Annotated in this window: 2 protein-coding genes, 1 tRNA gene and 1 pseudogene; 2 read left to right on the forward strand and 2 right to left on the reverse strand. The window is 70.3% G+C overall.

Features of this window, described 5'->3' with window-relative positions; translation table 11 throughout:
- Positions 1 to 348: pseudogene (locus FNH04_RS43155) on the forward strand (polynucleotide adenylyltransferase); the annotation flags it as partial.
- 42 nt (positions 349 to 390) lie between these two features.
- On the opposite strand, the gene FNH04_RS43160 reads toward FNH04_RS43155, so the two are convergent.
- Positions 391 to 478: transfer RNA gene (locus tag FNH04_RS43160), tRNA-Leu, on the reverse strand.
- A 143-nt stretch (positions 479 to 621) separates the two neighbouring features.
- On the opposite strand from FNH04_RS43160, the gene FNH04_RS43165 reads away from it, so the two are divergent.
- On the forward strand, positions 622 to 1,965 hold the full coding sequence (locus FNH04_RS43165; RefSeq protein WP_152791702.1) for a DUF2254 domain-containing protein: 1,344 nt from the start codon (positions 622 to 624) through the stop codon (positions 1,963 to 1,965).
- A 31-nt stretch (positions 1,966 to 1,996) separates the two neighbouring features.
- Here the strand turns inward: FNH04_RS43165 and FNH04_RS43170 are convergent, their stop codons facing one another.
- Positions 1,997 to 3,538, reverse strand: coding sequence for an aldehyde dehydrogenase family protein (locus FNH04_RS43170; protein WP_152791703.1), 1,542 nt, complete (start codon positions 3,536 to 3,538; stop codon positions 1,997 to 1,999).
- Positions 3,539 to 3,572 lie beyond the last annotated feature (34 nt).

Genomic DNA, 3,572 nt, shown 5'->3' on the forward strand with positions numbered 1-3,572 from the left:
GAACTGCTCTCGCCCCCACCCCTTCACCGCCGCCACGCGGCCTGGGCGGTCCTGGCCGTACGCCCCGCCCGTGACGAGGATTTCGATACGACGCTGGGTCGCGTCCGGGGCCGTGTACGGGCCCTGCTCACCGATCTGGAGAACAGCGGGGTCCCCGACGCGCACGCCTGGCCCCGTCCCTTCGACACCGGTCCACGGTCTGCCCGGTACGCGATCGGCCTCGGTCACACCCCACCGGACGCGTCCCGGCTCGCCGAGATCTTCAACAGGTGGACCAGAGGTCTGCCGGGGGTCGACATCACGTGCGCGGAGTGCGGTGCCATACCGACGCCGTCCACGTGGCCGTGACACCCAGAAATGCAAGAAACCCCTGATCAACAGGGGTTTCGCTGGTGTCCGAGGGGGGACTTGAACCCCCACGCCCGATAAAGGGCACTAGCACCTCAAGCTAGCGCGTCTGCCATTCCGCCACCCGGACTCAGGTGTCTGCCGCCTTGCCAAGGGTGTTCCCCGCGGCGACAGACACAACAATACCAAGCTTTCGAAGTGGCTTTCACCTGCATATCCGCGCCCCGGGCGGGGTTGCCGGGGGTGCACGGAAGGTACGCCTACAGTCTCACCATGGGTGACTGGAAGACTACGGTCGGCTTGCCGCCGGGGCGGCGCCCCCGGGCATTGTCGCCACTGCGGGAGCATCTGCGGGACACATTCTGGTTCGCTCCGACCGTCGCGCTGGTCCTGGTCGTGGGGGTGTGGACGGCTGCCTCGGCGGCCGACGACGCGATCCTCACCGCACTGCGCGACGCGGGCGACGAGGACGCCGTCCGTGATCTGCTCAGGATCGCCGAGGACGCGAAGGCCGTGGTCACCACGGTCAGCGCGGCGATGATGACCTTCATCGGTGTCGTCTTCAGCATCTCGCTGGTCGCCGTGCAGATGGCCGCCGGTCAGTTCAGCCCACGTGTCGTACGGATCTTCGTACGAAGCCGCATCACCAAGGCCACCTTCGCGGTGTTCCTGGCCACCTTCGTCCTGTCCCTGCTCGTCCTCACCTCGTACGACAGTCAGCCCGACCCCGCGCTGGTGTCCTCCACCCCGCTCGTCCAGTCCGTCCTCACCGTGATCATGGTGGGGCTGAGCGTGGTCCTGTTCGTGATGTACGTGAACTCGATGCTGCGGCTGATGCGGGTCGTGCACGTCATCGACCGGATCACCGCGGAGTCGTTGCGGGTCGTCGCGAGCATGCCGCTCGACATGGCCGCGGATGAGCCGGTCGCCCTCGGCCCTGAGATGGCCCGCCTCACCCATCACGGGCGCGCGGGGGTACTGCGGGACGTCAACATCGCGCGGCTCGTCCGTACGGCGCGGCAGCAGGGCGTCGTGCTGCGGCTCATCCCCCTGGTCGGGGACTTCGTCACGCCGGGGACGCCGGTGTTCACGGTGCACGGCGGGCACGGCGGTCCCCTAACGAAGGGGCGGCGAACGCTGTACTCCAAGGTGTCGGTGGGTGCCGAGCGCACCTTCCACCAGGACCTCGGGTTCGGACTGAGGCAGTTGTCGGACATCGCGCTGCGCGCGCTGTCGCCCGCCGTGAACGACCCCACGACGGCGGTGCAGGCCGTGGACCGCATCGTGCAGTTCCTGGCCGCGGTGGCGCGGCGCCCGCTCGGCGCCTCCCTGTACCGGGACGGGCAGGGCACGGTACGGCTGGTGCAACCCGTGCCGGGCTGGACCGAGCTGGTCGACCTCGGCTTCACCGAGATCCGGGTGTACGCGGTGAACAGTCCCCAGGTCACCCGCCGTCTGATGGCAGGGCTCGACGATCTCCTCGGGGCCGTGCCCGAGAACCGTCGCGAGCCGTTGATCCGGCACCGGGCGCTGCTGACCGAGGCGGTGGAACGGGCTGTGCCGGAGGCCGCGGACCGGGCCTTCGCCCTCCGCCCGGACCGGCAGGGCATCGGGTAGACGCGACCCGCCGCCTCCGGCACGACGCGGGTCACGGCATGAGGTGGTACTCCGGGAAGTTCCCCGGCAGCCGCTCCCCCGTCGGCCCCTGCGTCACGGCGCGCACCAGCAGCTCGCCGCCCACGAACGCGCCCCGCCAGGACGCGCCGAAACCGCCGAACAGCTCGTCGCGGTCGCCTCGGGAGCGGGGCTTGCCGTGGCCGACCTTGAACGCGCGGATCTGCGGGGCGAGCCGGTCGAAAGTCGCCCGGTCGTCCGTGGACAGCGTGGCGACCAGTGCGCCGTTCGACGCGTTCATGGCGGCGAGCAGCTCGGCCTCCGTGTCGACCAGGACGATGGTGTCGACCGGGCCGAACGGTTCCGCGTGGTGCAGGGGTGAGGACGGGGGCGGGTTGAGCAGGGTGACGGGCTGGACGTATGCCTCCGTGTCCTGGCCTGGCAGGAAGCGGGCGCCGGCGAGCTTCCCGCGGTGCAGCGGGACGGCGCCGCGGTCGATGGCCTCGGTGACCTGGTCGGTCAGCTCCTTGGCCTTGGCCGCGTTGATGACGGGACCGAAGTCCAGATCCGGGTACGGGTCGTCGGGGTGTTTCACGGCCAGTGGGTGGCCGACCCCGAGTGTGCGGACCGCTGGGAGGTAGGCCGCCAGGAAGTCGTCGAACAGGTCACGCTGGACGACGAAGCGCGGGTACGCCGTGCAGCGCTGTTTGCCGTAGTCGAAGAGCTTGGGGATGGCGGCGGAGAACGTGTCCCAGTCCGTGTGGTTCCAGATGCCCCAGGTGTTCAGTCCCTCCTGTTCGAGTATGTGTCGTTTGCCGAGGTCGGCGACGGCCGTGGCCACCGCGGCGCCGGTGTCGCGACCGCCGACGAAGGAGACGCAGCCGATCTCGGGCGCCCTCACGAGCGCCTCCGACAGCTCGCCTCCGCTGCCGCTGACGAGGGTGACGGGAATCCCTTCGCGCGAGGCGAGCGCACTGGCCAGGGTGAGGCAGGCGACACCGCCGTCGGTCGGGGTCTTGGCGATGACCGCGTTGCCGGCCAGGGCCTGTACCAGCATTGCGTGAACGAGCACGCTCATCGGATAGTTCCAGCTCGCGATGTTGGACACCGGGCCGTCCAGTGGGGCACGGCCCTCGATCATGGGGTCGATTCCGTCGACGTACCAGCGCACGCCGTCGATGGCCCGGTCCACGTCGGCCTGTGCGAGCCGCCAGGGCTTGCCGATCTCCCACACGAGGAGGAGGGCGAGGAGCCTGCGGTGCTGGGTGAGCGCGTCGAGCGTGGCCGCGACACGGGCGCGGCGTTCGTCGAGGGGGATGTGGCGCCAGGCGCGGTGCTGGTCGAGTGAGGCGCGTACGGCTTGGTGGGCGGCGGCGGTGTCCAGGCGGGGCGGGCCGGCGATCGGGCTGCCGTCGACCGGGCTGATCGCGGGCAGGGCCCGGCCGTCCTCGTGCCAGGCGGCGCCCCAGAGGTTGAGGACACGGTCGTCACGGAAGGCCTCGGGGGCGACGGCGAGGCACTGCTGCCAGGCGTCCGACCAGGACGTTCCGTTCTTGAGGGTGAGGGTGGATGTCATGCGATTGCTCCGCTCTCGGTGCACGGTCGGGGGC

The sequence above is a fragment of the Streptomyces phyllanthi genome (assembly GCF_009377205.1).
Taxonomy (GTDB): Bacteria; Actinomycetota; Actinomycetes; order Streptomycetales; family Streptomycetaceae; genus Streptomyces; species Streptomyces phyllanthi.